The sequence below is a fragment of the Dorea sp. AF24-7LB genome (assembly GCF_003478575.1).
GTDB classification, from domain to species: Bacteria; Bacillota; Clostridia; order Lachnospirales; family Lachnospiraceae; genus Dorea_D; species Dorea_D hominis.
Window position 1 is genome coordinate 91,658 of record NZ_QUFR01000004.1, and the last position, 24,696, is coordinate 116,353.

The 24,696-nt window shown below is 37.9% G+C and carries 26 protein-coding genes and 1 pseudogene; 4 read left to right on the forward strand and 23 right to left on the reverse strand.

Annotated features, from left to right (window positions below; genetic code table 11):
* Positions 1-33: 33 nt before the first annotated feature.
* The 5 genes from DWY31_RS05700 to DWY31_RS14475 all read right to left on the reverse strand — a co-directional run bounded on the left by DWY31_RS05700 (position 34) and on the right by DWY31_RS14475 (position 5,438).
* Entirely contained in the window at positions 34-2,478 is a 2,445-nt protein-coding gene (locus DWY31_RS05700) for an FtsX-like permease family protein (protein WP_118519766.1), read from the reverse strand.
* A complete protein-coding gene (locus tag DWY31_RS05705; protein WP_006426335.1) occupies positions 2,475-3,149 on the reverse strand; it encodes an ABC transporter ATP-binding protein in 675 nt (224 codons plus the stop codon). Before DWY31_RS05705 ends, DWY31_RS05700 begins: the two co-directional genes overlap by 4 nt.
* 177 nt (positions 3,150-3,326) lie before the next feature.
* Positions 3,327-4,592, reverse strand: coding sequence for a sensor histidine kinase (locus DWY31_RS05710; RefSeq protein ID WP_118519767.1), 1,266 nt, complete (start codon positions 4,590-4,592; stop codon positions 3,327-3,329).
* Positions 4,568-5,257 carry a response regulator transcription factor gene (locus tag DWY31_RS05715; protein ID WP_118519768.1) on the reverse strand — a complete coding sequence of 230 codons (690 nt, stop codon included), beginning with the start codon at positions 5,255-5,257 and terminating at the stop codon, positions 4,568-4,570. Before DWY31_RS05715 ends, DWY31_RS05710 begins: the two co-directional genes overlap by 25 nt.
* A gap of 40 nt (positions 5,258-5,297) precedes the next feature.
* On the reverse strand, positions 5,298-5,438 hold the full coding sequence (locus DWY31_RS14475) for a DUF6783 domain-containing protein (RefSeq protein WP_334294653.1): 141 nt from the start codon (positions 5,436-5,438) through the stop codon (positions 5,298-5,300).
* Here DWY31_RS14475 and DWY31_RS14480 point away from each other — a divergent pair.
* A pseudogene (locus tag DWY31_RS14480) lies at positions 5,376-5,519 on the forward strand (DUF6783 domain-containing protein); the annotation flags it as partial. The gene DWY31_RS14475 and the pseudogene DWY31_RS14480 overlap by 63 nt on opposite strands.
* A 1,155-nt stretch (positions 5,520-6,674) precedes the next feature.
* On the opposite strand, the gene DWY31_RS05730 reads toward DWY31_RS14480, so the two are convergent.
* The 7 genes from DWY31_RS05730 to DWY31_RS05775 all read right to left on the reverse strand — a co-directional run bounded on the left by DWY31_RS05730 (position 6,675) and on the right by DWY31_RS05775 (position 12,546).
* Positions 6,675-7,274, reverse strand: coding sequence for a helix-turn-helix domain-containing protein (locus DWY31_RS05730; protein ID WP_243060441.1), 600 nt, complete (start codon positions 7,272-7,274; stop codon positions 6,675-6,677).
* Between the two features lie 164 nt (positions 7,275-7,438).
* A complete protein-coding gene (locus DWY31_RS05735; RefSeq protein WP_199671929.1) occupies positions 7,439-8,569 on the reverse strand; it encodes a DUF4062 domain-containing protein in 1,131 nt (376 codons plus the stop codon).
* 93 nt (positions 8,570-8,662) lie between these two features.
* Positions 8,663-9,295, reverse strand: coding sequence for a GyrI-like domain-containing protein (locus DWY31_RS05740; RefSeq protein ID WP_118519770.1), 633 nt, complete (start codon positions 9,293-9,295; stop codon positions 8,663-8,665).
* 1,059 nt (positions 9,296-10,354) lie between these two features.
* The gene (locus DWY31_RS05760) at positions 10,355-10,795 is read right to left on the reverse strand and encodes a helix-turn-helix domain-containing protein (RefSeq protein ID WP_021859523.1); all 441 of its coding nucleotides are present in this window, start codon (positions 10,793-10,795) and stop codon (positions 10,355-10,357) included.
* Positions 10,796-10,943: 148 nt separating this feature from the next.
* On the reverse strand, positions 10,944-11,660 hold the full coding sequence (locus DWY31_RS05765; RefSeq protein ID WP_118519771.1) for an AAA family ATPase: 717 nt from the start codon (positions 11,658-11,660) through the stop codon (positions 10,944-10,946).
* Between the two features lie 76 nt (positions 11,661-11,736).
* Entirely contained in the window at positions 11,737-12,165 is a 429-nt protein-coding gene (locus tag DWY31_RS05770) for a hypothetical protein (RefSeq protein ID WP_226977337.1), read from the reverse strand.
* A gap of 120 nt (positions 12,166-12,285) precedes the next feature.
* Positions 12,286-12,546 carry a TnpV protein gene (locus DWY31_RS05775; RefSeq protein WP_118519772.1) on the reverse strand — a complete coding sequence of 87 codons (261 nt, stop codon included), beginning with the start codon at positions 12,544-12,546 and terminating at the stop codon, positions 12,286-12,288.
* A 30-nt stretch (positions 12,547-12,576) separates the two neighbouring features.
* Between DWY31_RS05775 and DWY31_RS05780 the strand changes: the two genes are divergently transcribed.
* Entirely contained in the window at positions 12,577-12,723 is a 147-nt protein-coding gene (locus DWY31_RS05780; RefSeq protein WP_226977336.1) for a hypothetical protein, read from the forward strand.
* Positions 12,724-13,307: 584 nt separating this feature from the next.
* On the opposite strand, the gene DWY31_RS05785 is transcribed toward DWY31_RS05780, so the two are convergent.
* From DWY31_RS05785 to dcm, 3 genes are read right to left on the reverse strand one after another with little or no spacing between them, the layout of a single operon-like run.
* The gene (locus DWY31_RS05785; protein WP_118519773.1) at positions 13,308-15,113 is read right to left on the reverse strand and encodes a hypothetical protein; all 1,806 of its coding nucleotides are present in this window, start codon (positions 15,111-15,113) and stop codon (positions 13,308-13,310) included.
* A gap of 48 nt (positions 15,114-15,161) precedes the next feature.
* The gene (locus DWY31_RS05790; protein WP_118519774.1) at positions 15,162-16,040 is read right to left on the reverse strand and encodes an Eco47II family restriction endonuclease; all 879 of its coding nucleotides are present in this window, start codon (positions 16,038-16,040) and stop codon (positions 15,162-15,164) included.
* Positions 16,041-17,273 (reverse strand): DNA (cytosine-5-)-methyltransferase, encoded by a 1,233-nt coding sequence (gene dcm / locus DWY31_RS05795; protein WP_101872325.1) that lies wholly within the window; start codon positions 17,271-17,273, stop codon positions 16,041-16,043.
* Positions 17,274-17,454: 181 nt separating this feature from the next.
* Between dcm and DWY31_RS05800 the strand changes: the two genes are divergently transcribed.
* The gene (locus DWY31_RS05800) at positions 17,455-17,913 is read left to right on the forward strand and encodes a very short patch repair endonuclease (protein WP_009461558.1); all 459 of its coding nucleotides are present in this window, start codon (positions 17,455-17,457) and stop codon (positions 17,911-17,913) included.
* Positions 17,914-17,962: 49 nt separating this feature from the next.
* On the opposite strand, the gene DWY31_RS05805 is transcribed toward DWY31_RS05800, so the two are convergent.
* The 8 genes from DWY31_RS05805 to DWY31_RS05835 form a co-directional block, all read right to left on the reverse strand.
* Positions 17,963-18,337, reverse strand: a complete 375-nt coding sequence (locus tag DWY31_RS05805; RefSeq protein WP_118519775.1) for a TnpV protein — start codon at positions 18,335-18,337, stop codon at positions 17,963-17,965.
* Between the two features lie 4 nt (positions 18,338-18,341).
* A complete protein-coding gene (locus DWY31_RS05810) occupies positions 18,342-19,757 on the reverse strand; it encodes a plasmid recombination protein (protein ID WP_279220065.1) in 1,416 nt (471 codons plus the stop codon).
* A gap of 243 nt (positions 19,758-20,000) precedes the next feature.
* Positions 20,001-20,228: a DUF5348 domain-containing protein gene (locus tag DWY31_RS05815; RefSeq protein ID WP_118519777.1), complete on the reverse strand. Its 228-nt coding sequence runs from the start codon at positions 20,226-20,228 to the stop codon at positions 20,001-20,003.
* A 117-nt stretch (positions 20,229-20,345) separates the two neighbouring features.
* Positions 20,346-21,683 carry a virulence-associated E family protein gene (locus DWY31_RS05820; protein WP_118519778.1) on the reverse strand — a complete coding sequence of 446 codons (1,338 nt, stop codon included), beginning with the start codon at positions 21,681-21,683 and terminating at the stop codon, positions 20,346-20,348.
* Entirely contained in the window at positions 21,628-22,302 is a 675-nt protein-coding gene (locus DWY31_RS05825) for a CHC2 zinc finger domain-containing protein (RefSeq protein ID WP_118519779.1), read from the reverse strand. Before DWY31_RS05825 ends, DWY31_RS05820 begins: the two co-directional genes overlap by 56 nt.
* Before the next feature lie 187 nt (positions 22,303-22,489).
* Entirely contained in the window at positions 22,490-22,660 is a 171-nt protein-coding gene (locus DWY31_RS14020) for a hypothetical protein (protein ID WP_009243121.1), read from the reverse strand.
* 17 nt (positions 22,661-22,677) lie between these two features.
* Positions 22,678-23,730 carry a site-specific integrase gene (locus tag DWY31_RS05830; RefSeq protein ID WP_118519780.1) on the reverse strand — a complete coding sequence of 351 codons (1,053 nt, stop codon included), beginning with the start codon at positions 23,728-23,730 and terminating at the stop codon, positions 22,678-22,680.
* Positions 23,731-23,743: 13 nt separating this feature from the next.
* Positions 23,744-23,935 (reverse strand): helix-turn-helix domain-containing protein, encoded by a 192-nt coding sequence (locus DWY31_RS05835; protein ID WP_009243123.1) that lies wholly within the window; start codon positions 23,933-23,935, stop codon positions 23,744-23,746.
* Positions 23,936-24,139: 204 nt separating this feature from the next.
* Between DWY31_RS05835 and DWY31_RS05840 the strand changes: the two genes are divergently transcribed.
* A complete protein-coding gene (locus tag DWY31_RS05840; protein WP_118519781.1) occupies positions 24,140-24,673 on the forward strand; it encodes a helix-turn-helix domain-containing protein in 534 nt (177 codons plus the stop codon).
* Positions 24,674-24,696 lie beyond the last annotated feature (23 nt).

Consider the following 24,696-nt stretch of genomic DNA (forward strand, 5'->3'; position numbering starts at 1 on the left):
GGTGACAAGCGCTATGCATTTTCTATTTACTTGCTATCCCTGATACCTTATTCTTTCAACCAGCGTTTCCTTTTTCAGATTACTGCTTAAAACGCAGGAAAGTACAATCTGCAACAGACCGACCAAAAAAATCATAATAAAAATTGGTACGATTGGAACATGATAGATATTCATTCCAAATATTCCATTATGTTTTGCATAGGAAAAAAGTGCATAACCGAGCGGCAGACCAATGAGCAAAGCTACGCATATGGTACCAACCGTAAAAATCAGTCCCTGTAACTGCAGGCATAAATTTAATTGTTTATTTGTCATACCCACAGCCTGTAATACACCATATTCCTGCTTTTTTGTCGTAATATTCATGATCATGGTGTTTGCCATATTCATAAAACCGATGAGTCCTACAACCGCCATAAACAGATAACAGCCAAGCTTCATCATGTGAGCTGTGAATTCTGCAGATTGTAACTGTGCATGATAGGTATCCATTTTTATATGCGAAGTATTAGAAATCAAAGTATTCAGCCTCTGTTCCACAGATGCCACATCTTTTTTATCACAGTCCACCCACAGATAGCCATAGGCTGTTCCCCTCGGATTCATGGAACGGTATACTCCTTCCGGAATGACAAGATAAGTGTCCGCGCTTACAAAGGATCCTGCAATCTTTCCCTGATAGGTATAGGTTCCACTTCCGTTCTCAAAGTCAAATGCAATTGCTTCATCTGGAGCATATCCATCTTGTTCCATCCACGCCGACCAGCCAAAGAAAATATCACCATTCTTTACCGCCTTATCATAGTCCATAGAACCAATATCCCCATCTTGGCGCATAAAATCAAAATCATTTTTACTCACAATATCAGCCGGAAATCTTGTTCCGTTCAGATTTACAGAGACAATCTCTCTCGTCATGACATCTGTCACTCCCGGAATGCTTTTGATTTCTTCAATCATTGAATCATTCAATGGATTATCCGTCAGAATCGTATCCAGATTATTCTCCGTATATCTTTCATCGTACTCAACAGAATAGTCAAGCTGCAGTTCAAATTGTCCATGATTAACGGAAAGACGTGCTTCATGCTCCGTATCAATATTTCCTACATAATTAGAGATAATCACAAACAATGCGCAGGAAAGCCCCAGTGTGAGGATGGTACCAATGGTTCTTTTTGGATTACCCGTTATATTTGCCATTGCCATAGAAAACACGGTGACATTTTTTCTGCCATTTCGTTTTCCTTTTTTGTGTGTTTCTGTATTTTCTAAATACCGTGTTGCTTCGATAGGTGAAATCCGTGAAACAATTTTCATTGGTTTACGCAGCGCCAAAGCAACGGTAAAAAATGACACGAAAATACAGAGAAGCATAACAGGCAGGGAAAACAGTGGCATCTGCTGATTTTGGACTCCCATAGAGCCAGTTCCGGTTGATACAAGGTTTCCCTGTTCTACCAGCCAGTTAAAACCGCATTTTGCAATCAGAAAACCAAGAAGCAATCCAACCGGTATTGAGGAAATTGTCAAAAACATACCCTCTCTGAAGATCAGTTGTTTCATCTGCTTTTTTGTCGCTCCCAGAGCCTTGATTTTTCCATACTCCTGTATCTTGTTGGCAATACCAACCTGAAAAATATTATAAATGACCACAACAGAGAAAAGTACAATTGCAAGAATCAAAACCCCGCATACCGCAATCGTTTCATAACTCGGCTGCAAGACCCATTGCAAATAGAGATCATTGACTATAACGTTTTTTTCTTCGATCCCACAAGCTGCTGCAATCTGCTTTATAACCGAATCAATATTATTCATAGATACATTTGCAGAATCATTTAAAGTAAAATAAATATTATACTGTCTGTCATTCTCTGCGACGTGCTCATCATAAAACTCCTGTGACCCGAAAGCAACATAAGATGCCTCGATGGTATACTCATCCCGGTCATATAGGATTCCACTGACAACAAATTCTTCCGGCTTATATTCTGACTGCATCCCTGCGCGGTAATCCAGTGTAACCGTATCTCCGATCTTTACATCACCATACCCCATTGCACGAAAAAATGCTCTTCCTGCGGCAATTTCCTGCATTTTTTCCGGATACTTTCCTTCCTTCAACTCATATTCTTTATTATAAGGAAGCATTTTTCTTGCAGTCTCATCCATGCAGACAAACCCGCCTTTTTCATTGCCTTTTATGATACCTTCGGTGCACATAGTGCCTGTAGCGTCTATTTCCGCACGGCGGTTTACTTCTTTTAACTGCGATCCGTCTGCGGAAACAAACAGACCATAATTGCTTCCATATGATCCTGCCGCCTGACTTTTCTGTAAATGAATTACCCCATTTCCCACAGTACTGATGATAACAAGCAGCATCGTGGTCAGACAGATTGCCATCATGATCAGTATACTTCTTGTCCTGTTCCTTTTGTCATTGTTATATGCAATCCTGCTTATTGTCTTCATCTGAAATCCACCACCTGTCCGTCCTCAATCACCAGAATACGGTCAGCGACCTGTGCAATTTCGTCATCATGGGTAATCATTACAATTGTCTGTCCATATTTTTTTGCTGTCATCTTAAGCAGAGCGATTACCTCATCACTGGTCTTAGAATCAAGATTTCCTGTCGGCTCATCTGCAAATATAATTTCCGGACGATTCACCAGTGCTCTTGCAATTGCTACTCTCTGCTGCTGTCCTCCGGATAACTGATTTGGCAGATTATAAATCCGGTTTTCAATCCCCAGAGTTGCAATAATATCATTTACATACGCTTCATCCACTTTTCTTCCATCCAGCCCCAGTGGCAGTACAATATTTTCCCAGACATTAACGGATGAAACCAGATTAAATGCCTGAAAAACAAATCCGATTTTTCTTCTGCGGAAAACAGCAAGGGCATCTTCCTTCATCCTGTATAAATCTTTCCCGGCTAAAGTAACACTGCCTTTTGTCGGGGTGTCTAGCCCTCCAAGCATATGAAGTAATGTACTTTTACCGGAACCTGACTTTCCGACAATTGCGACAAATTCTCCCTGCTCAATCTGAATGTCCACCTGATTGACCGCTTTGACCTGATTCTCACCCGCGCCATAAAATTTACAAAGCTGCTTGGTTTCTAATATCACACTCATGTGTTACCTCCTTTTCAATTCTGTAAAACGTACCTTTTCAGCACACTTTCTTTGCCTGTTTATATAATTGGTCATTTTTCAACCTACATCCAAATTGTATCAGGATAATCTTTCATTTCACTTTCAAAAAACGAGCAGAAGTCTTACAGAATTGTAAGATTTCTGCCCACTTAAAATTTAACCAACATATGGTAATTGAATCACAAACGTGCTTCCTTTTTTCTTTTTGCCGGAGGTTACCATGATTGTACCTCCGTGTTTTTCGATAATTTCTCTCGATAGAAAAAGTCCGATTCCTGTACCACTCTTTTCCATGACCTTCCTGGAACTTCCTCTGTAAAATCGTTGAAAAATTTTGTGATACTCATTCTGCGGAATACCAATTCCCTGATCCTCAATTTCCATTCTTACAAGATCGTTTCTTTTTTGTAACCGGATAAATATTTTTGAACCATCCGGACTGTACTTGATTGCATTATCCAGAACGTTGATCACAGCTTCACCAAGCCATCTTTTATCCTGCATAACCATGCATGTTTCCAGCTCTTTTGCATAGTCAAAAACGAATTCAATTTCTTTCTCATCCGCTTTTGGATAAGTACAGTTCACAGCAGATATGACAGTATCCATAAGCGGAAGTTTTTTCTTATTAATCTGAATCAGTCCAGTTTCCATCTTGGATATTTCAAGAAGCGACTGCAATAATGTCTCCAGTCCGTCCAGAGCACTCCGACAACGGATACGAAACTCCTCCTGTTCTGTGGCACTTAAGTCATTCTGCATCAGCACACTAAAACATGTATCCAAAGCTGCAACCGGTGTCTTTAACTGGTGAGAGATATCAGAAACCATTTCTTTCGTGCTCTCTTTTTCTTCCCGTGCTTCTTCCTTTAGCAACTGAATATGATGTCCGATTGCTTCAAGCTGGTCATTCAATTTTTCCAGTTCTGCTGGATTTTCCGTTTTCAGTAAAGCATCAAATTTATTTTCACGGAATCTGATCAGAATTTCTTCCAACTGATCTAAAATTTTCTGATGACACGCATCTTCTTTTTTCTTCCAATAAAGTAAAAAAGTCAAAAGAAGCACGCATATCACAGTGCTTACAGCACCGGTCACCATAATCTGATGCCGGAATTGCATATAAAATGCATTCCCTTTATTTCCCCAGTATCCATATTGCTCCAATAATCGCCTTCCCTGTTCGTTGGTTTCAATATCCTTATCCTTAAGCAATTCCGAAACAGCATCCAGCCCGGAAAATTCTTCCTTTGCAGCAATCTCTGTCATAAGATTCATTTTATATTTATAATCTTCATAAAACACATACGTGGTAAAGCAATTTAATATTGCAAACAATACTATGACAGGCACTACCAAGGAGAGCACTACTGTGATCTTCTTGCGATATCTCTTTGTCACTGCCTTACCTCCTGATTCCATATATACCCAAGACCTCTGATATTCTTTATATAGACCGGTGTAGCCGGATTGTCTTCGATTTTCTCACGGAGTCTTCTGATATTGACAGCGATTGTATTTTCATCCACAAAATCCCCTTCCAGATCAAACACATTTTCCAATATTTGTGTTTTTGAAAGAATCTTTTTCGGATTCTGAAGAAAAAAAGTCAGCATTTTCAACTCCGTTTTTGTCAGACTGATTTCACGACTCTTTATCAGGACTTTCATTTCTCCTGCGATAAATACGATATCTCCCGAAATCATCTTTCCTGCTTCCGTTTTCTCCTGTCTGCGACGGAAATGTGCTTCTATTTTCAAAAGAAGTACCGAAAGACTAAACGGCTTTGTAATATAATCATCTGCCCCTGCTTCATATCCCATAACCTGATCCATCTCCTGGTCTAGTGCTGTAAGGCAAATAATGTATGTATTATAATTGCATCTCATCCACCTTACAAATTCCAGTCCATTCCCATCCGGAAGATTCACATCACAAATGGTAACATCCACATTATTATCACTTGCAATTCTTTTCGCTTTTTTCACTGATTCTGCCGAAAAAACCTCATATCCGGATTTTTTCAGTGAGAATGTAATTCCACGATTTAAATTTTCATCATCTTCAACCACGAGTATACCTGGCATAGCATATGCACCTCTCTTTGTTAACTATTTCTCCTCTTCGTTAAGACCTAGAGCGTGTCTGAAAAAGGCTTTTCGTGAGCTGCGAGTCCCAGTTTGTGGGAGATTTTATCCGAATAAGGGCGGCGTAGCGGGCTACGGCAACCGAATGAGGGTAAAATATACCGCAAAGTGGGGCTTGCAGATTGCGGAAATGATTTTTCAGACACGCTCTAGTTCATTACCTCTGTCAATTCCGATTTTTCTTCACTTTATTTTACCATAGTGTTTTCTAAAGTGCTATTCCAATATATACAAAAGTGTAAATGAACGATCTTATCGCCTTTTTTCATTCCCTAGGCTAATCTTTCGTAAATGCTTCCTTTTGGCATTTACTCCATCCGTCTCTTTTCTTCCATGACTTTCTCGTTTTGAATATCCTGCTGTACTGCTGCATCTACAGTTTTTTTTCCAAGAACACGCACAACACGATCATACCTATCAGAAACACCTTATAATATATCTTTTTCGGCATCTGAATCATTGTTCTCACTGTCGGCTGGATAAGCTGAACGCTACCCAGGAAGAATGGAAACTGCGTGCTACGGGAACTACAATAGGTTGTCATACCATCGGTTTCTTACGTTTGGACACAACGTTATCTTGCGATAACAAATCTATTGTATATGCGCCAATCTCACGACTTCGTCGTTCGTTCGCGGGCATTCGTAAAATGCCCACTTCCAAAGCGATAAAAAAAGAGACTTGCAAGCAAGCTTGCAGTCTCTTTTTTTATCGCCTTGATTGGCGCTTTATTCATTGCTTTCGCGTATATTACTCGATGATTGTAGCAACACGTCCTGATCCTACAGTACGTCCACCTTCACGTTTGTGAGGTTCTTAAAATCCCATTATTTTCTGTGATTTTCGTGTCCATATTGTCCTGTATTGCCAATTTTCCGGGTTATATTTTTTTTCTCTTTACTTTTTAGTATCAAAATGGTATCACAGCTCCATTTTTACGCACTGGCAACTTTCCGGTTGCGGATTCCTGTCCTGACTGTTATAATCGAAACATGGGTGCTACCATAACGGTAGGCGGTTAGTCCTTCAACAGAGGGACTGTGACCCTCTGATTACATAGAAACCCGAAAGGGAATCCACTGGAAAGGAGGGCTAAGCCATGAGTATTGTTGACTTCATAGCTGTGGTTAGCTTCGGCTTAACCTGCTTTGGTCTTGGATATACCTTTGGCAAGGATAATAATAAGCCACAAAAATAGCCGCCCAAGCCTGGTAAACTGAAGCGGCAATTTTTGTCACATCATATATCGGACTAACCGTCTATCGGTAGCACTCTTTTTCTATAATCATATTATCACGCATCTGTGAAAATGTCAAAAAGTTCTTTTCCATAGTATGTAATACAAACTTGAAAATACTTATAAGCCGAAAAAATGCACCAGTACCAGCTTAATCACAGCAGCTCCACCAAAAGCGACAACTGCAGTTACAACTAAGCGAATAGATTTGGGGAAATTTTCAAACAAGAAAACTTTCCTGCTCCGCAACTTGCTTAAAGATCCTGTCGTAAATACTGCCATCATTATGACTGACACAGATACCAATGTCTCACAATAGCCGGTAAGCTTTCCTAACACATCATTATACATATATGCACCTGTTTCATGCAGAATCCAGTATAGAACCAATGCACAAACTCCCATGATACTTTGGAGCTTCATTTCCTTAAAAATCTTCTCTTTCTCTGTAGTTGCATAATCTGACATTGTTTTAGCAATTTTTCTTTCTTCTTCGTTCATCATCTCGCTTTTCCTTTCTCCACTGATAATCTCAGGAATACTGATATCATAATAATCTGCAATATCCACAAGAATACTGATATCAGGCATATTGTTTCCGGTTTCCCATCTGGATACGGTCCTTCCAGAGACACTTAATGTTTCTGCCAACTGCTCCTGTGTAATGCCTTTTTCTTTGCGAAGCTTTTTTAAAAAAGTTCCGATTTTTACTTGATCCACCTCAACTCCTCCTTTCATCATCAAATATAGAATCTGTTATCTACGAATAACACGACACAAAGCGAGAAATGTCGTATTTTCACTAATAGACACAGTTGTCTACGCGTTTTTAATTTTTTCAATTATACAAACTGGATTTTAGGATACTTTACGTATATGAAATATCAATCTTCAAACTCTTTTAACTCGTCAAGCGGGTCCTTTGAAGTATCAATTCCCATGCCAGCCTTCAACCAATCTGCTTTACTGTAACCAGTTCCTGTCAATTCAAATATTTCGCCTTTATACCCTACAGCTTTAACCCATCCCCATTCGATAAGACGGTCTAACGCCTCTATCCATCTTGCTGATTCTCTTTTTGAGTTGTCAGCCATAAACTGCTTACCCGATGTAAAAATCTGAGCAGGCGAGCTAAGTGTCTGTGTCTTTATTATTTGACCATCACCATTAGCTGCATACACTAACAGAAAAGCCGAGTCCACAGGAATATTACCAACGTCATCTTGACCTATAACTGATTTATCTCCCGCTGGATTTCCAATGATTAATGTGTTGTTTTCGACCCGAAATAATTTATCAATATCTTCACTCGTTACTGTGGGGATTTTCTCCCAACTTATCCGTTTATTCTCCATATCGGTGAGTTTGCTTCCAAATTGAGACAACATGTCTTTCATTTCTTCTAACATTTTCTGTTGATGCTCTCCAAATTCAGCGTTGACCTTGTTTCGCCCTTCTGCCTCTTCATTGATTACATCTACGATATCTCGATATCGAACCCATCCAGCATAATCATCAACGTAGTTAATGGCATTTCTAAATGTCGGTGATGCTTTATACTTTAAACTATTTATATCCGTGAAAAAATCAATAGTATTCCCGTCATTCTTTACTCTGTTTCTGAATTTCTCCAGCATTTTCATTTTCGTATATTTGTCATATTTTTCATCTCCAATATCCTGTTCACTTTCAGTGATTGCGGAGGACTCCTTAATCAATACAAGCACGGGTAGTCCCTTGTCTTTTGCATAATTGTATTCTTTCTCCGTATAGCTTATACCTGCTTCTTCATCGATTGAGCCATACCGCCCTCCAATAACAAGAAGGTAAAAATCACACTCATCAATCATCTTTGTTATAACATTCCATTGGCTTGTAGGTGCAGCGTGAAATTGCTCCATTCCCACGGGAATGAAATTATTCTCAAGTGCTACCCCCATTAATGCCTGTCTTTCATTTTTGAGGTCTTCATAGGTAGAACTAATAAAAACAGAAAACTTCCGTATATTTTTCATATCAATATTCTCCTCGTATATTTTTCTTTTATCATTTCACAGTATGAGCAATTGCCCGGAAAGTTGAAATTTACCAACTCCACAAACAACTATTTACGCTTTCTTAATCGGATGTCTAATTACAGTTTTCCATTTCTCTGGGGCAACCTTTCTTGCATCAGACATATAAATCTCGTGATGCATTCTATCTTTGTTAATATCATTAACATACCCATTTTGTTCTAAATAAGTATCCATAAGAGCAACGGTTGCTGGTTCATCATCAAAAGAACCTATATGCATAATTTGAACGCATAATCCTTCATCAATCGTAAGATACTCTGCTGACGAACAATCGAGTTTTTTCTTTTTCGTTGCTGTTTCTACTGCCCAATCAAAATCAGCTTTAGAAATAAAATCAGGCAAACGAATAACAGAAATCCAGTTAAAGGCAGATTTATTCGTATAATCTACACCCTTGACATCATCCTGCCACCAAAAACCTTCCAATGGTGGAACAACATATTCAAAAAAACCTTCAATTTTATAATCGGTCTTGTAACTCATTTTTAATGTGTATGCAACAGCATATAGAACACTGATTGCTTGTTGATATGCACCGCCTTCTTCATTCGGATTGCCTTTACCTCTAACCGCAATGTAATTAGCCTTCGGGACATTTACAATCTCTGGTTTTTTCTTTGGCATATAAAATTCTTTATACTCTTTTTTTAAATCAAAAGCCATAGCTACCTCCGTCAAATCCCGATTTTTCTTCACTTTATTTTACCATAGTGTTTTCTAAAGTGCTATTCCAATATATACAAAAGTGTAAATGAACGATCTTATCGCCTTTTTTCATTCCCCAGGCTAATCTTTCGTAAATGCTTCCTTTTGGCATTTGCTCCATCCGTCTCTTTTCTTCCATGACTTTTTCGTTTTGAATATCCTGCTGTACTGCTGTATCTACAGTTTCTATTCCAAGAACACGCACAACACGATCATACCTATCAGAAACACCTTGTAATATATCTTTTTCGTCATCTGAATCATTGTTCTCACTGTAGGCTGGATAAGCTGAACGCTACCCAGGAAGAATGGAAACTGCGTGCTACGGGAACTACAATAGGTTGTCATACCATCGTTAAGAAGGGCACTGAAGGTAATTCCATCAAGACATATGATCTGACATAATTTTTGCAAAAGAAAAAGAGCCCTTATGAGCTCTGAGTTTTTAGTGGTCTGGGTGGGAGTCTGCTTAGTATGTTAAACCGTGCAACCATAACGGTAGGCGGTTAGTCCTTCTCCAGAGGGTTGCAGAGTGCCAGTGGCACTCGTTTTGCAACGACCGAAGTGAAACGGAGACCTGTGACCCTCTGATTACATAGAAACTCGAAAGAGAATCCACTGGAAAGGAGGGCTAAGCCATGAGTATTGTTGACTCTATAGCGGTGGTAAGCTTCGGCTTAACCTGCTTTGGTCTTGGATATACCTTTGGCAAGAATAATAATAAGCCACAAAAATAACCGCCCTGTCTGCAAACTAAGCGGTTATCTTTGATAGATATTCTAAATAGTATAACGGACTAACCGTCTATCGGTAGCACTCTTTTTCTACAATCAGATTAGCACGCATCTGTGGAAATGTCAAAATTTTTTTCTTTTTGAAGTTTTGACATTTCCGATCCATGCCGGATCATCATCAGAATATCCCGTTTTTAATTCAATGTACATCAAATTATTAATCACTCTTATTTTCTCCTGATTCCAAATTTTGCAACATCTCGACAACTTGAAGTTCGTAACTCTATTCTTCCAACATAATAGTCTCTTCGTGTGTCTGAACATCCTCTGTGGTCGGGTAAGCAGAAAAAAATGCAATATTCATAACTATAAGAATAATACATACAACGATGATTACTGCAAAGGCTATTCCTATCGTTTTCCATATTCTTTTACGTTGACGATTTCTGATTGCCATCTGTTCAGCAATATGTGCTAGTTGCTCTGCATAAGCATTCTGTTTTTCTTCTGTTGTTTGCACATCACTATCTACCTTTACTTCAAGCAACTGACTTGTTTGAACCTCTAATACATCTGCTAATTTTACAAATACTTCAGCATCTGGAACCGAATAGTTTTTCTCCCATTTTGAAATAGTCTGTCTTGTCACATGAAGTCTGTTGGCAACTTCTTCCTGTGTATATCCTTTTTTCTGTCGATAAGTTTTTATATTTTCACCAAGCATCTCTAGTTACTCCTTTCGTTTGATAAAACTAGTATACTGATTAGCCATCAATACATCAAGCAACGCAAATTAACATTCATGCAACGCCCAATATTACAAGGATTCATTAAGTCCTCTATAAACTTGAATCTATTAATTCCTTTATTATCTAATCTGTTAGCAATCTATCCAACAGCATCTGCCTGTTGTTTATAAACATTTCTGTTACCTGATAACTCTCTGTTTCTTCATATTCGCATAAATGTATGCGTCCATTATCAAAACAATAGATATCTGCATCAGGTATTCCTAACAAAATTGGCGAATGCGTAACTATAATAAATTGTGCTCCCTCTTTTGCACAACCATATATTTGCATCAACAATGTAAGCTGTCTCTGTGGGGATAATGCAGCTTCCGGCTCATCAAAAAGATACAAACCATTTGGATGCAGATTGTTCTGTGTCAATGCGAGAAAACTCTCTCCATGTGATTTTTCATGATATTTGGCAGAAGGATGTGCGAGATCTGCATATTCTTCTTCCTTCGTTGCAACATTATAAAAACTTTCCGCCCTAAGAAAATAACCCCACTTTTCCTTCCGATAACCTTTGGAAATTCTTATCGCATCACACAACTCTGAATGTGTATCATGCGTAGAAAAAGCATAATTCTTTGTTCCACCCTCGGGATTAAAACCATGTGCTACGGCAAGTGCCTCCAATAAAGTTGATTTACCACTGCCATTTTCTCCGACAAAAAAGGTGATTGCTTTGTTGAAATCAAGTTTTTGAATTCCCTTAAAAGCCTTAATTCTCTTTAAATAACTATCGTTATCAATTCTATTCCAATCAAATATTATCCCTTGTAAAAATTGATCATTCATCTAATCACCTTTCTGTAAAAGACACTTTCTAATCCACCAATCCTTCGCTCTAAAGAACTCGGTCAACTGAAAATTGTCACTCTGATTTTCGCCAAAACAATCCTTCTGAGGTTGCAATTTTCTCAAACAGCATACACATTTCTTCATCTGGATTATAAATACTCATATTTAAACAATCCCATCCAAACTGAAGAAGCGCATCTTTACTTGTAAATAATATATTTACATCTCCAGAATGATTTTCCAGTATAGTATCAATGATTTTTGTTACTTGCTCAGGGGTAGGCTGTTCAACCCATTTGCCCCATTGAACCGATACAGGATAGTAACACATTGCTTTTAAAATAACGCCAACAAATCTATCCCTTAACCCACAGCAATCATAGTGGTTGAGTAGATAAGTTTCTACTTTAAAAAACTGGCCGTCACAATTCATGGGTACTTGTTTAGGAAGAAAATCCATTATGTAGCAAGGGGTTTCCAAAAGTTTGTCAATTATGTCCACTGAATCACGCTCCTTTAACAATCCCGATTTTTCTTCACTTTATTTTACCATAGTGTTTTCTAAAGTGCTATTTCAATATATACAAAAATGTAAATGAACGATCTTATCGCCCTTTCATACTTATGCATATACCATATTTTTCAATACAATTTCTTCTGCACTGAATTTTATATTATTCATCAATCTGACCCACATCATCTGATCTTGTCTCTTTAAGTTATCATTCACACCCTGTTTTTTTACCATCTGTTCTGTAAGTATTTCCACCTGATTTCTGGCTTCTTGATCAATCTGATTCAGGTGTTCCGTCAGCTTTCCAATCAATAACAAATACCGATATCTTGCTGATCTGTATTTTTTTAAGAACTGTTTTCGTAACATCCGCTGATGTACCTTTTCGGTAAGAACAGTATGCCTGATGTAGATAATCTGCTTACATCGTTCTATCAGCTTGATGATGAAGCCAGACAGGAAGTTGTGGAAACAATCCGTTTGAAACTGCAATATCATCGTGATCCGGAACGTGCTGAACAGATTAAACAGATTAAAGGCTGGTAAAAAAATTACTCCTGTGAATAGCAAACATTCGCAGGAGTTTCTTTTTGGCACCGTTTTGGCACCGCAAGCCTTATTTTTCAATTTTAAATTTATCCGTATTTCATCTTGCTGATAAATGTTTCACTGTTTCTAATCTGATAAATTTACGAACAATTCTTTTCTTAGAGTACAGAAAAACCCCAGAAACACAAGGTTTCTGGGGTTTCTTACGTTTGGACACAACGTTATCTTGCGATAACAAATCTATTGTATATGCGCCAATCTCACGACTTCGTCGTTCGTTCGCGGACATTCGTAAAATGCCCACTTCCAAAGCGATAAAAAAAGAGACTACAAGCAAGCTTGCAGTCTCTTTTTTTATCGCCTTGATTGGCGCTTTATTCATTGCTTTCGCGGTATATTACTCGATGATTGAAGCAACACGTCCTGATCCTACAGTACGTCCACCTTCACGGTATCAGAATGGTGTGTTGCAGAAGCTAAATGGTTATTTTTCGTTCATTTTGTGTGGGAAAATACGGGTTTTCCGCTGTGTCCGTGTGGTTTTAGGGGATTTTGTTATCATGGTGTTATCACTTGATATACTAATTAGCTTTTACCATTCCCACCTTTTCTTCGTGCTCCATATGCAACATATAGATTGGATAGGTTTTAAATTCTTCTTTATCTGCTAAACATAATTGCCCAAAGGACTGCTTTAACATTTTCTCATCACCTAACAAGATATATTTTCCACACTTTTCTTTTTCATCATCACATTTCATTTTAGACAATACTTCTATCTCTTTTGCCCCAAACAAGTTTTGTCTCTTTTTTATTTGCATTTTGTTAATAATATAAATATTTTTTTCTCCGAACATCTTTATTAGTTTTGTATATAAGCGGTCTGCAATTTTTAATAAATTCGGATCATGTTCCTCATCCCCATCATACGCATGAATTAAACTAAGTCCTGCCATATTCATACTACTTTCTGTTATCAAATTAAAGTCCGCTTCAAATATTTGTTTTTCAAATACATTAGCATCATATTTGAAAAGATTCCGCATAACATGGCCTTTAATGTGTGAAAGTATTGGTACTCGATAATAGTTTCCCTTATCATCTGCCACTGCAGTTTGGCAACTTGTGGAATATACAGCATTATATATATTGTTTCTTCCTCCTTGCTCATTTTTGAAAACTATTAAAGGAATATATTTTCCATCAATTTCCAAATCATATGTATGTACATTTTCCGTGAATAAATTATTCTTTTTCCCTTCTTGCAGTGCAATGAGATCCGTGAATTTTTTTATTGTAGATTCTGCAATTTCAGGAAACGGCTTTGCATACTCAAATTGTATTTGAGAAAGTAATTCATCTAATTTTATAAAAAATTGCAACTTTTGATATAAAGTTTCTGGCATTTGTACATTTTTAATCGGAAATACTTGTTCCTCAATTGTAAAGTTTTCATTTTTCATTTCCGCAAGCAAAAATTCTGCATCACGTCTCAATGTCTTAATATCGGTATTAGGCGTAAATGTAAATTTTCCTTTACTCATACTAATTTGAACATTATCACTTAAAATTATTGTCATTTCTTCTCTAGAACTTAAGGTGATTTTATAAGAATCATAAAATTGCTTTCCTGCAACGCTTACCTTTTTATTAACATCTTGTTCTATATAATAAACACTATCTTCCTGCCATTCGACCGGAACAGAAAAAGGTGTTCCTTCTAATTTTGCATAAAAGCTCACATCCCCCGTGCCAAGCTTTTTGATAAACTCATATTCATCAGAGGCTCCCACTACAGAAGCCGTGATTTCTTTCACCTTACCTATATCTGCTACTTTAATAGCATTTTGAACTAATTGCTCATGACCAAATCCTTGTTTTTTGCTTTCGTTGCTAAACTGCTTCACCACATTATAAAAAACATCAGATTTTTTTTCTACCTTAACAAATGTTATATTTATGTTCTTTTTACTCTGTTTTTTTCTTGCATTGTCTAAGTAATATTTTAATTTTGTAGGGAACAATGAAGCATAAAATATTTCCCTTCTTTTTCCATCTCTGGACATAAAAATTTCAAAATATAAAACACCTCTATCTCTAAAATACACCTCTAAATCTTCTAATGCTACCGGATATGTTATACGTTTTTTATTGCAATATTTCTCTTTTTCATCTATATGTCCTTTTATCTGAACAGGTACTTTATCATCATAATTGTCCTTATTTTGGCTCCCGTTTACATTTTTAAAAATCCATATATATCCATCCCAGCTCATCTCTTTATCCATAGAATTAAATTGGTGTCCCATTGTTTGGTGATCATCGATTAGATTTGATAATGCACCTATAGCTCTATCTTCTATTTTTGAATTAGATGGTGTGTACATAGCCGAAACATACCTCTTTTCTATTATTAATCTTATGTCAATTCGAAGTTATTGCAACCTTTTCCCATATTCATAAATCCGTTTAAGCATTCCGTCTTTGTCTTCTCCCAATTCACCACGAATCTTATCGCCAAACCCCATATATGTATTAAATCCAAGCATATATACAGCCATTGCCATAGATAACTCTCCATTTTCTTCGCCATACAGTGATGCTACTTTTCTCAATTCATCGATAACCGTATCGTGTGGTACCTCAACGCCACCTTCTTCATTTACAACAGAATTAATTACCTCCGGCAATGCCATACACATCTTGTAAAATGCATCTTCTTCACCAGTGAGAATTGCATAAAACTGATCCATGCTTACACGGCGAATCAATCTATGCTGCACGTTCTTCCCATCAACCTTTGTTGACCATTTTATATTCTGTGATTTCTTTGCAATTGCTTCAACCAACAGACACGCACAATCATCATCTTCCAGAATCTGTCCCTGCATCTTTATATATGTTTTTGCAGAAGATGCAGAATTCATAGTATTGTGTTTGTTTTTCATTTCCACATATATTGTATGCACAATATCTCCATCTGGCATTTGTATTCCATCTGGATTTCTGTAAATAACATCCCAGCCTGCCTGCGGGACTTCGCAGCCTTTGAAATAGGAAAAAATATTCTGGTGAAAATATCCTATATCATTATTATTAGACTTATCTCTCTGCCGGAAAATTTCATTATTTACAATTTCTTCCCAGCTTGTACGATACACCGATTTATCAAAAATCAGCTTGATCGGATCAATCAGGTTACTATTGAACCGCTTCAAATCATACGATTCCAGTTTTTCTCCATATTTCATAATCGTTGCACGCACATGCTTCTTAAAATCTTCTTCTGATATAAAATCTAAATTCCACGCCATTTATTTTACCCCCTCTAATGATTTATGTATCTCTAACCCAATTTCATATGCTAAATTGACAGGAACAGCATTTCCAACCTGTTTATACTGAGATTGAACACTTCCACAAAATTGCCATTCATCTGGAAATGTTTGACATCTTGCATTCTCACGTACCGTAAACGGTCTTGCTTCCAATGGATGACATCTTTCTGTTTGCTTCTGAGACGGTGAAGTCAATACCGTCAATGACGGTTCATCCAAGCTCATTCTCCTAAGAATTCCTGTTCTTCCACCTTCCATATCCCAGCAACTTTTCATATATGCTTTTGCAATCTCTGGATCAATATCTCTCCAATATCCTCCGGGTGGGACTAATTCAAATATTTTCCTTTTATTTTCTCCGTATGGTACTCCTGGTCCTTCTGGACAATCCAATAAAACATCTCTCAAAACAGGCTTATAATCATGTTCTTTAGGAAATGAAAATGAAACTTTTCCCACTAAATCATTTCTAATTCCAACAGTGATTAGTCTCTCTCTTTTCTGTGGCACACCAAAATCCCACGCATTTAAAACCTTTTTCTGAATGGTATATCCCGCCTGTTCAAAAATATTTGTTATCGTTGCATATGTTCTTCCCTTATCATGAGTCAGCAACCCCCGCACATTTTCAAACAAAAACATCTTTGGCTGTAATTTTTGTAAAAAAGTTGCATAGTGATAAAAAAGTGTTCCTCTTGCATCTTCAAGTCCTAATCTTTTTCCAGCATAAGAAAAAGCCTGACACGGTGCTCCTCCCGATAATAAATCCAATTCTCCTTTTTTTATACCAAAATAATCTTCCAAATCCAAACAAGATATATTAGCTATATCATCATGAATAACTCTCCAGTTCGGCCTATTGGTTTTCAAAGATTCTGCCGCATCTTTATCAAACTCTATTAGTCCCAATGGTTCAAATCCAGCTTTTTCGATTCCCAAAGCCAGACCTCCTGCTCCAGCAAACAGTTCTATGGTTGTAAATGCATCAATATCGATTTGTGGTGATTCTTCTTTTTTTATCTCTACAACATCTTCTATCTTGCAATTTAATGTAAAACATATTTTTTCTATTGATTCAAATGAAACTGGCTCATTCTTTCCTAATCGAGCTAATACATTAAAACTTATTCCTGACGCTTCCTTCAATTCTGTACGGTTCATTTTTTTATCTATCAGTAATTTCCATAATTTGTCATAACAAATCGCCATTAAAATTCCTCCAAAATCAAAAATAGTACAACTCATATTTTACCATATACCACAATTAGCAACAAGCAATTTTCTCACTATATCGTTAGATTTCCTCTTGTATGTTTCTTAACCCCTTTGCTATTTCTTCTGTTTTTTGATAATATATTCTTATCAGTTCAGGCAGAAAGAAGGTACCTATATGTCACGTGATTCCGCTACTGTTTCAAACAATATGCGTAAGATCCACAGCAAAGATACTTCCATAGAATTATTACTCAGAAAAGCTCTATGGCACAAAGGTTATCGCTATCGTAAAAATTATAAAGCTCTCCCTGGTTCTCCTGATATTGTTCTTACCAAATATAAAATTGCTATTTTTTGCGATAGTGAATTTTTTCACGGAAAGGATTGGGAGATTCTCAAACTTCGACTTGAAAAAGGGAAAAATCCAGACTTTTGGATCAAAAAAATCGAACGAAATCGTAATCGTGATTATGAAAATGATAAAAAGCTTTTATTCCTAGGCTATACTGTCCTTCACTTCTGGGGGCAAGACATTTCCAAACATACAGATGAGTGTTTACAAGCCATTGAAGAAGCCATTTGGGATACAAAATTTTCTGATACAGCCACCGACTATGATATATCTGAAGAATAACCCCTCCTATACAGGAGGCTGTCCACAACGCCTGCAGACAGCCTCTTTTCTACATAAAGATTATATTTTTATATACTATTTCTTCAGCAGTTGCTTTGATATTATTCATCCTCCTCACCCATTCCATCTGACCCTGCATCTTCAGTTCTTCTGTCACGCCCCACTGTTCGACCATCTGTTCCATCAACATCTCGACTTTTTTTCTTGCTTCCTTATCAACCTGATTCAGATGCTCCGTCAGTTTCCCGGTCAGTACCAGATACTGATACCTGGCACTCCGGTGTTCCTTCAAAAACTGTTTTCGCATTATTCCATATTTTCCATATGTAAGTTCTTCTTCATTGATTTCCAAATCCGGCAGATAATAATCTCCATGCAATGTGTAACTCAGTCCATTCTTTTCATCATAAATTTGTTTCTTCATATCCTTACAACTCCATTCCTCTGTACTTTGCTTTATTCTTCTTAATTTGTGCATTGTGTTCTTCACTTCGTTCTTTCGCCCACGGTATGCGATCACTTATTTTTTTCGGCATTTGCTCTTTCTGCTTTTTCGCTTCAAGTTCCGCCTGCATCCGGATATCGTCCTGCACCAGTCGTTCTACCATATTTTTCCCCAACATGCGTAAAAGTCGGTTATATCTGTCTGCAATTCCCTGCAATATTTCTTTCTCACTGGATAACTTCTGATGATCTTTCTGAACTTCCGCCAGTTCCTTTTTTGTGGCTTCATGCTCTTGCCTTTTCTTCTGAAACTTACTTTTCCAGCTATCTCTTTCTCTTGTGAGTTCTTTCACCAGTGCAGCCATCGCACCGATTTTATTCTTCATTTCAATGAACAATGGTTTGATCTTCTTATCCCGATAAGTTACCGCACGTTCTAACGTAGTAGCTTCCGGCAAAAATGTTTTGATCATTCCATATTCTTTTATTTCCTTACTGACATTATCCATCACCGGTTGCAGGAATTCTCTTCTGTCCTCCAGTTTTTTCAATTCCATTTCTGCTTTCTCCGCACGTTTTTCCGCTATCTCTTTATCTTTCTGGAACTGAATTTTTTCTTCTTCCAGAAGCTTAATATCTGCCCTTGCGTCCGCAATCTGAGAAGTCAGACCTTCATTCTCTGCTGTCAGATTTTCTTTTTCCTGTTCCAGTTCCTGCACTTCCCTCTTACGCTCTTTCTTTTTGAAATTGTAAACATCCAGATGCTCTTCATGTGTACCTTTCTGCTCCCATTCAATTCCATGTTGCTTTGCGATTTCCGCCAGTACTTCCTTTTCATGGTTTATCCACTGATTCAGTTCTGTATCATGCTTATTTCCACCTTGAAATCCAAGACTTTTCAATGCCTGTTTCAGTGAAACTCTGGTATCCATTCCTTTTCCCTTCCAGTTGGTCACATAAGGTACAAAGTCAATGTGCAAATGTGGAGTTGCTTCATCTTGATGCAGATAGCAGCTAAATACCCGAAGTGTCGGATTCCGCTTCTGGAAGTCTTTCACATATTCGTCCAATACCTTTACAGCCAGATTTCCTTCTGCCGTACCAACTGCCATATCCTCACGATTTCCTATCTGAAAAATCACTTCATGGAACAGCTTCTCCTGTTTTCCTTGCCGAATTTTTTCATAGTAATTTGTAATTTGCCGATCCTTTCTTTTCCCGATATTGTATCTCTCCACCGCATCGTCAAACAACTCTTTATAGACTTCTTTCAGATTCTCATTCTTATAACAAATGTTCAGTTGTACTCTGTCTGGATTTACATTTTCTGCTACAAAATCCCGTCTGTTATGAGCCAGTGAGCCGGCTCCGATCATGCCACTGATTGTTCGTTTTATCATATGTTTTCTCACCTCTTCTCTGTTTGAGTGCCAGATATGGCACATAATTTTTATATACGCCAGACATGGCGATATTTAAGAACCTTTCGCCGGATACGGCGTTTTTGTTACTTTTGTCAAAAGTAACGCAAAAGCACTTTCGACAGCCGTACCGTCCATCAAAAGTCCCCTTGCGCCCTGCCGGGGGCAAAACGTCCTTATGGACGTCTGTTCTGCACCGACCGAATCGGATCATAAGCCTATTTATTCCGATATCCTCGCCTGCACATATTCCAAATCTCCACAATATGGTGTCCCCACCAGATACCATTCTCTTGCCAGATTCATCTCCATTCTGGTCTGTACCCATTCATCATCTACCAACACTTCCAGTCCTTCTCCACAGTGAAATCCTGTATCAATCCATAAGTCTGATGATAATAATCCATATCTTCCATTGCTGCTGTTATATCCTAATCTTCCCTGTTTCATCATTTTTTGCTCCTTTCCAGTCTGTAAACGGAATCTGTAAACGGGGCTCAAAAGATTTTAAAAGTTAACTTTTTAAGTTTTTCCTTCGAGTTCCGTTTACATCGTTTACAATAATCTTTACTCAAACGGTATTTCTAACTGTTCCGGCACTTCCATAAATCCGTCTTTATCTTTCTTCACAGAATCTTCCATCCGTTTCCATGAACGCTGTATTCCATATTCCTTTCCGAACCGATGTGTACCATGTGGTTTCCAGCCTTCAATCGCATTGTTCATAATATTTGCAATCTCTTTGCCTTCCCACTGTTTCATTTCTCCGTTTCGATGTAATGCATCATCGAACAGAATTCTGGTACATACATAATCGTCATCGTAATCATCAAGAAATGCCTGTATGATTCCGGCATTGGTATCTTCCGGCATGAATTCCTTCTGCAGACGCTTTGCCTCTTCTTCAATTTCCTTTGTGAATCCTAAGAACACATTTCCCTGTCGATACAGCACCATTGCTTCCGCCCAGGCCTGTTCGATATAGGCTTTGCTCTCTGCCTCATTGTCCAGAATATGAACTTCTGCTTTCGACATATCTGTCATCACAGGAGCAAATCGTCTGTTTCCGGTTCTGTCCAGAGGAAGAAAATTCAGATCATTTGAAGTACCGCAAAATACACACTGTCTCGGTCTGTCTTCCGGATGAACTTCATAAGGTACTTTATAAGTTTCTTTCTGTCTGCTCAGAAACGATTTTATCTGTTCAATATTCTTTGCTGTGATAGTTGCCTTCATTTCTCCCATTTCGATAATCCAGTGGTTCTGCAGTTTTCTGTATATATTTTCATCGTCCAGATGATCCAGATTGTCGCTGAACCATTCTTCTTTTATCGCCAGATATTTGAAAAACGTAGACTTTCCGGCTCCCTGACTTCCAACCAGACACAACATAATGTCATATTTTATTCCCGGTTCATAAATTCGTGAAATCGCTGCCAGCATGTGCATTTTCATCACTCCGATTGTATAGTTGGTCTTTTCTGCTCCCAGGAAATGCGGAAGCATATTTTCTATTCTTTGGATTCCGTCCCAGATCAGATTCTCCAGATAATCTCTGATTGGGTGATATTTATTTTCATTGGAAACAATATCTACTCCCGCTTTGATCACACGCTCGCTTGTTATTTCATAATTCTCTTCCAAATACATTTTCAGATTGTACTCATCCGTATCTGTAACCGTAGGACTGTTATTCCTCCGCTCCCAGGGTACCTCTTTTACAATATCCATTCTTCCGGAAAGTTCATTTCGTTTAATCGCTTTTTTCAATACCGGATCATTTTGAAGTACGGTTACACAATTTCTGATTGTCTGCTTTGTTCTTCCTTTATCCGTATGCTCCAGCATATCATTGACATCTTCTGTTGTAAGCATCTCCTCGTTCACAATATCTTCTAATTCCATCAAGGACTTCTCGCTGATATTCGTTAATTCTTTCTTCAATTTTTTCAACCTCCCTTCTCTTCATCTTAAAAAACTCTACAATCTCTTCTCCTGTTCCAAACATCAGCACGTCCAGATAGTCATTTATCTTTCTTTCATTTGCCAATGCCTCCGTAAATAATTCGTGCCACTCTTCATCCGGATCTGGTCTGTAAAACTCTTTCCAGAACTGAATCCATTTCAGATATCTAATCAGCACATCTGTTGCCTGTTTTAACCACTGCTCCAGTTTTTCTCTGATCATCACAACTTTTGACTGCTTTTGTTTTAAGAGAGCTCTGTTTCGGGGCGTCCTTTCGTATTTGCTTCTGTTTCCTACTTTAATATCCAGTCCAAAATCTTCTATCAGCTTTTTCGCAGCTTCATACTGTGATATTCCAAATAATCTTGCTGTAAAATCTATTGCATCACCGCCCACTCCACATGCAAAACAATGATACATTTTATCCACCTTCATACTTGGGTGTCGGTCTTTATGAAACGGACAACATGCCATTCCATTTCCCTTTACTTTAATCCCGTAATGCTCTGCAGCCTGTCTCGCTGTCACACATCCTTTTACCTGTTCAAATAATGTCACTTCTACCTCCTGCCCCTCCGGGCAAGTCTCTGATGAACAGATATTCGGGAATTGTTGTATCTTCCAATTCGTGATATACTTAATCTGCCAAGATGGTATATCAGTGAATCTGATTATCAGAGAACTTGCTCAGATATTTTATCTGGGCTTTTTCTTTTTGTCTGTCAGTAGTCATAGCTTCTGCTCCTTACACAAATCTCCTTGTAGGAATAATGATAATTTCAAATTTGCTTCCGTCCTCTAATTCAAGAAGAATCACATAATCTGAATCCCGATCTGGTAAGATGGAACTTATCTTCAACTTCTTACTGTAGTTAATTGCATCAAATATTTTTCCGACTACTTTCTTTGTTTTCATCTACTTCTTCCTCCGTATTAACGTTTATTGTCCAGCATCTCAGCTACTTTTTTCTGCTGTGACGGGTACAGATGCCCATAAGTGTTCAATGTCATCTGAATATCTTTATGCCCCAGTCTTTCCTTGATGATCAACGGCTCAATTCCTTGATAAATAAGATAAGCCACATGACTATGCCGGATATCATGCACTCTGATTGGTTTTACACCAGTCAATGCTTCATATTTCTTGAGACGTTTCTGCAGCGTTCTCGCCACAATTGGGAACAACCGCTGATCTTCCGGAAATCCATAATGCTTCTTCGCATACTCCTGTACCTCTTCCTTAAGAAAATTCGGAATATCAATGGTACGAACTGAATTCTCTGTTTTTGGAGTATCAATCACATCTCTTTTCCTGATTCGATTATAGGTCTTATTGATATGCAGGAGATTTCCACTTATATCAAAGTCCGAAAGGCTCAATGCCAGAAGCTCTCCTTCCCTGATTCCTGTCCAGAACAGGATTTCAAATATCAGATAATCCTCACTCCCCGGCTCAATCCCGGCGATAAATCTGTCATATTCCGCTTTCGTCCAGAATTCCAGCTTATTAGCATCGGATTTTCCCATCTTTTTTACTTTCTTGCATGGGTTTTCCTTCAGATTGTAAATTTTCTGTGCATGATTAAACAGTGCATTTAACTGATTCTGGATCATACGCTCATAAGTCTTGCTGTATCCTTTTTCCTGAATGGTATTCTGCCACTGGATAATCTCTGCCGGTGTGATCTCATTCATTTTTCTTGTTCCAAAATACGGAACAATGTGTTTGTTCATCATATGCTGCTTATTTCGGACTGAATTTTCTTTCAGTTCATTCTTTTTATCTTCAAAATAGACTTGAATAAAACTGTTCATCTCCATTTTCATATCCGCCGCAGTTTTTCTTATGAATTCCTTTTCATAATTCAATGCTTCTTTCTTTGTCTTGAACCCTCTTTTCAGCTTCTGCGTTTTCTTTCCTGTCCAGTCAATATAACGGAAGCTCACATACCAGGTTCCCTGTGTTTTGTCCTTGTAAGCTGACATCTTAACTCCTCCTTCATACTGCTCTCTGAGAGCATCCATAAAATTTTGTTTCCCAGTAGGGACGTGGAATCTTTCCACGAACTGCTACATATCCTTCCTTTGCCAGTTCATCATTGAGCTGCTTCAGAATAGAATATGCTTTACTGCGTTTCACACCTAATTCTTCCATGACATCATCAACAGTCATCATATAATTAGTTCTCATAGCGTCCTCCTTTCCAGTCACTTTTGTGACTCTCTTGATGTTTTCTACTATAATTCACTTTTGTGACTTTGTCAATAACCTTTTGCGAATTTTATTTTTATATTCCATTCTACATTTTCGGGCTCTGCGAAAATCAACCTCTTTCGCATCATTCACTTTTGTGCTAGAATAGAATCACAAATATTATTAAGGAGGCAGCATGTTATGATAGGTAAAAAAATCCGGGCATACCGGGAATTCAGAGGATACAGTCAGATACAGTTAGCCGAGCTGTCCGGCATTAACGTAGGAACGATCAGAAAATATGAATTGGGAATCCGAAATCCAAAACCGGATCAGTTAGAAAAGATAGCAACTGCATTGGGTTTAAATGTAAGTGTTTTCCTGGATTTTAATATTGAAACGGTCGGAGATGTACTCTCTCTGTTGTTTTCTATTGATGATTCAGTGAACCTCTCACTTGCTGAAACACCTGAGCAGAAGATTTCACTGACTTTTGATAATCCTACGATGCAGGACTTTTTCAGGAAGTGGTGTCAATTTAAAAATGTCTATGAAAAGGAAAAAGCTGAAATATTAGCTATTGAAGACGAAGATAAAAGACAGGAAGAACTGGATAAGCTGAACGCTACCCAGGAAGAATGGAAACTGCGTGCTATGGGAACTACGATAGGTTGTCATTCCATCGTTAAGAAGGGCACTGAAGGTAATGACATTAAGACGTATAATCTGACTTAATCCACAATCACATCTCTGATTTG

What these genes read in the sequence shown, in the direction of transcription:
- dcm (WP_101872325.1), bottom strand. Translation starts at nt 17,273, where the DNA reads ATGGCGATTTGTTATGACAAATTATGGAAATTACTGATAGATAAAAAA.
- DWY31_RS05765 (WP_118519771.1), bottom strand. Translation starts at nt 11,660, where the DNA reads ATGAATGATCAATTTTTACAAGGGATAATATTTGATTGGAATAGAATT.
- DWY31_RS05790 (WP_118519774.1), bottom strand. Translation starts at nt 16,040, where the DNA reads ATGGCGTGGAATTTAGATTTTATATCAGAAGAAGATTTTAAGAAGCAT.
- DWY31_RS05810 (WP_279220065.1), bottom strand. Translation starts at nt 19,757, where the DNA reads ATGATAAAACGAACAATCAGTGGCATGATCGGAGCCGGCTCACTGGCT.
- DWY31_RS05700 (WP_118519766.1), bottom strand. Translation starts at nt 2,478, where the DNA reads ATGAAGACAATAAGCAGGATTGCATATAACAATGACAAAAGGAACAGG.
- DWY31_RS05800 (WP_009461558.1), top strand. Translation starts at nt 17,455, where the DNA reads ATGTCACGTGATTCCGCTACTGTTTCAAACAATATGCGTAAGATCCAC.
- DWY31_RS05775 (WP_118519772.1), bottom strand. Translation starts at nt 12,546, where the DNA reads ATGTTACGAAAACAGTTCTTAAAAAAATACAGATCAGCAAGATATCGG.
- DWY31_RS05815 (WP_118519777.1), bottom strand. Translation starts at nt 20,228, where the DNA reads ATGAAACAGGGAAGATTAGGATATAACAGCAGCAATGGAAGATATGGA.
- DWY31_RS05710 (WP_118519767.1), bottom strand. Translation starts at nt 4,592, where the DNA reads ATGGAATCAGGAGGTAAGGCAGTGACAAAGAGATATCGCAAGAAGATC.
- DWY31_RS05705 (WP_006426335.1), bottom strand. Translation starts at nt 3,149, where the DNA reads ATGAGTGTGATATTAGAAACCAAGCAGCTTTGTAAATTTTATGGCGCG.
- DWY31_RS05735 (WP_199671929.1), bottom strand. Translation starts at nt 8,569, where the DNA reads ATGAAAAATATACGGAAGTTTTCTGTTTTTATTAGTTCTACCTATGAA.
- DWY31_RS05785 (WP_118519773.1), bottom strand. Translation starts at nt 15,113, where the DNA reads ATGTACACACCATCTAATTCAAAAATAGAAGATAGAGCTATAGGTGCA.
- DWY31_RS05830 (WP_118519780.1), bottom strand. Translation starts at nt 23,730, where the DNA reads ATGTCAGCTTACAAGGACAAAACACAGGGAACCTGGTATGTGAGCTTC.
- DWY31_RS05780 (WP_226977336.1), top strand. Translation starts at nt 12,577, where the DNA reads ATGCCTGATGTAGATAATCTGCTTACATCGTTCTATCAGCTTGATGAT.
- DWY31_RS05760 (WP_021859523.1), bottom strand. Translation starts at nt 10,795, where the DNA reads ATGCTTGGTGAAAATATAAAAACTTATCGACAGAAAAAAGGATATACA.
- DWY31_RS05715 (WP_118519768.1), bottom strand. Translation starts at nt 5,257, where the DNA reads ATGCCAGGTATACTCGTGGTTGAAGATGATGAAAATTTAAATCGTGGA.
- DWY31_RS14020 (WP_009243121.1), bottom strand. Translation starts at nt 22,660, where the DNA reads ATGAAAACAAAGAAAGTAGTCGGAAAAATATTTGATGCAATTAACTAC.
- DWY31_RS05835 (WP_009243123.1), bottom strand. Translation starts at nt 23,935, where the DNA reads ATGAGAACTAATTATATGATGACTGTTGATGATGTCATGGAAGAATTA.
- DWY31_RS05740 (WP_118519770.1), bottom strand. Translation starts at nt 9,295, where the DNA reads ATGGCTTTTGATTTAAAAAAAGAGTATAAAGAATTTTATATGCCAAAG.
- DWY31_RS05820 (WP_118519778.1), bottom strand. Translation starts at nt 21,683, where the DNA reads ATGGAATTAGAAGATATTGTGAACGAGGAGATGCTTACAACAGAAGAT.
- DWY31_RS05840 (WP_118519781.1), top strand. Translation starts at nt 24,140, where the DNA reads ATGATAGGTAAAAAAATCCGGGCATACCGGGAATTCAGAGGATACAGT.
- DWY31_RS05805 (WP_118519775.1), bottom strand. Translation starts at nt 18,337, where the DNA reads ATGAAGAAACAAATTTATGATGAAAAGAATGGACTGAGTTACACATTG.